At 53.6% G+C, this 2,325-nt stretch carries 3 protein-coding genes; all 3 read right to left on the minus strand.

The window, feature by feature from the left end:
* On the minus strand, window positions 1–246 hold a 246-nt coding region (locus tag IFO71_RS21465; protein ID WP_192031737.1), incomplete at its 3' end, for a hypothetical protein.
* A 48-nt stretch (window positions 247–294) separates the two neighbouring features.
* Window positions 295–1,008, minus strand: a complete 714-nt coding sequence (locus IFO71_RS21470; RefSeq protein ID WP_192031738.1) for a hypothetical protein — start codon at window positions 1,006–1,008, stop codon at window positions 295–297.
* Between the two features lie 2 nt (window positions 1,009–1,010).
* The coding region (locus IFO71_RS21475) for an RHS repeat domain-containing protein (RefSeq protein WP_192031739.1) at window positions 1,011–2,325 on the minus strand (1,315 nt) is incomplete at its 5' end.

Consider the following 2,325-nt stretch of genomic DNA (forward strand, 5'->3'; position numbering starts at 1 on the left):
CCGGTCGATCCGCAGCACACTGCCGTCCAGATCATCCAGGGTGAACTTCAGCTTGGACCAGGCCGGCGTGAACTGCCAGGCATTGCGCTCGTAATTCCGCGACCACGACACCATCCCGCCCGGCACTTTAACGGACAGATCCACCACCGACGTGCGGTAGCTGCCGTCGGTGGGGTCGACAGAGGCTTGGACGAGCGTGCTAAGTGATAGAAGGAGGAGGCTTAGCAAGAAGGTTGAGCGGGGCATGATGCGTCCTGTGTATTCTCGATCTTTCGATTCGGAGTTAGGCAGTCTTCATTTCTCACCGGAGCAAGAACCTGGGCTCACGGCACACCCAGATACTGGAACCTTTTCGATTCCCCAGGTTCCCGTGCTGGAATCGAAGTATTCAATCTCGAATCCATCGCAGGAAAGTTTGACCATCACACCTCGCCTCCAGCCAACTCTATCTCCAACGCCAACTCGACTCGATTCACCAATTCCGTTTGTGATATCAACCATCGCCCGCCCTTGATCACAAGAGTACTTAGCTTCCAAGTCGTCGGGAAAATTGACGAATTTAAGAGTGCGAATGTACGCCTTTACTTGATCCGCGCTTAGTTGATTCGAATCTACAATTCCCACGAAGAGCGACGAACCGTCGGGCGGCATCGAATCAAAATAAACAGAATTGTATTCAATTCCTTTCCAATCTCGAACAACTAGAAGCTCGACCGGTCTTCCAAGTACCGAAATGGACCCAACAACTTCAACCGTACCCCAGTTCGAAGGCGAATCCAGTCCGCGAACGATTTCAATCCGAACTTTTCCATTAGACACCTCCCACACGTCTCCATCTACAGATTCTTCGCCTTGGCCAAAGTCTGAGGGCAAACACATGGCGATCTCACCGTTGCTTTTCCAAGCCTCCGACTCTCGACTACAAACCAGTTGATCAGACGCAAACGAGACCTCCGCGCCGACGGGCGAGCAGGCAATCGAGAGCGCTAGCACAGCTAGAAGACCCATGACTATCGTGGCCCTATCCAGCCATCTGAACCGCTGTCCCTTATGGGATAACAGCCACTGCTTCTCTCTTCGCCTTTTCCACTTTCCGGACCAGGATCCCCGGGGATACCCTGACCATCTCCATGTTTCCATTTACATACATGCGCCCATTCATGGATCGCCGTCGCTCCCTGCCATCCTTCTCCGTTTCCCTCAATTTGAGTATTGAGACATATCGTTGGCGGGTTGTGAAATCCATTGGGAACGGGCTGAACATACGTACCCCCGCCATTAATAGGACAACGGAATTTCGGACAATTCTTTAAACACTTAATAGTCGTTGTTTTGCATTGTCGCTCGATGCAGCCCTTGAGAATCCTGTTCCGAATAGGGCTGGCGTCCGAACTAAAAAAGAGACACTCGTTTCTTACCATCGTAGTCACAGCATTAGCGAGCTCCTCGCTACATTCAGGACAATCTACCGTGGGCCACAATCCCGTGGGATCTACCAGGGTCAACGGCGCATTGTCAGCATATACGTAGAGCATCGCAGGACTTCTTCCTGCGCCCGTGAGCCCCGCGATCGACTTGCCGGAGGCGATGATCCCAGAAGGCAAGGTTGTGTATGGCATCGCCAACGCAGCGAGCATTCCTATCGGATCTGCTCTTAAGTACCGCCCGACCTGCGAGTTGTAGTACCTCCAGCGGTTGTAAACCAGCCCGGTCGAGTCCAGCCTCTGGCCGCGAAAGCCACGTACTTGTATGTCCCCAAGCCCAGTCGATTGAAGTTCGCCGAATGCTGATGACCTCACCTCACTCCTCGGGAACTCGTCGCCGGAAGAAACTGTTGGATGCCCAAGATGATCCGATTGAAGGTACTCGTAACTTGAGCCAGACTTTATGGCAACGGCATCACCGTCGACTGTCAGCCCAAGAGTTGACAAATGAACGCTCGGTACACTCGTGGCTGAAGAAAGCTGTGCGGACATCCCAAAGTCCGCATACGCAAAGTAGGTCAGCCCTTCTCTCTCGCTAGCCCACAACCGCCTTCCAAACGGATCGTAGTAGTACTCCGCGACGAGGTTGCCTTCGGCATCGCGTACTTCACTCATGCGCTCTTCGCTGTTGTAGGCGTAGCTTTGAATTGGCTGTCCAGTGCTGGGGTCCTGCTTGGCGGTGGTGCTGCCGTTTTCGTTGTATTGATAGGTCGCAAAACCTGAGTACAGCAGTTCGTTGTTCTGGTTGTACTGCCAAGTCTCACCGGGGGTCTGGCGCTGATCGGTCAGGCGGTTGCCGAGCAGGTCGTAGGTGTAGCGGTCGTCGGCGAACGGAAAGGTG

Source organism: Pseudomarimonas arenosa, assembly GCF_014841215.1.
Lineage (GTDB): Bacteria > Pseudomonadota > Gammaproteobacteria > Xanthomonadales > Xanthomonadaceae > Pseudomarimonas > Pseudomarimonas arenosa.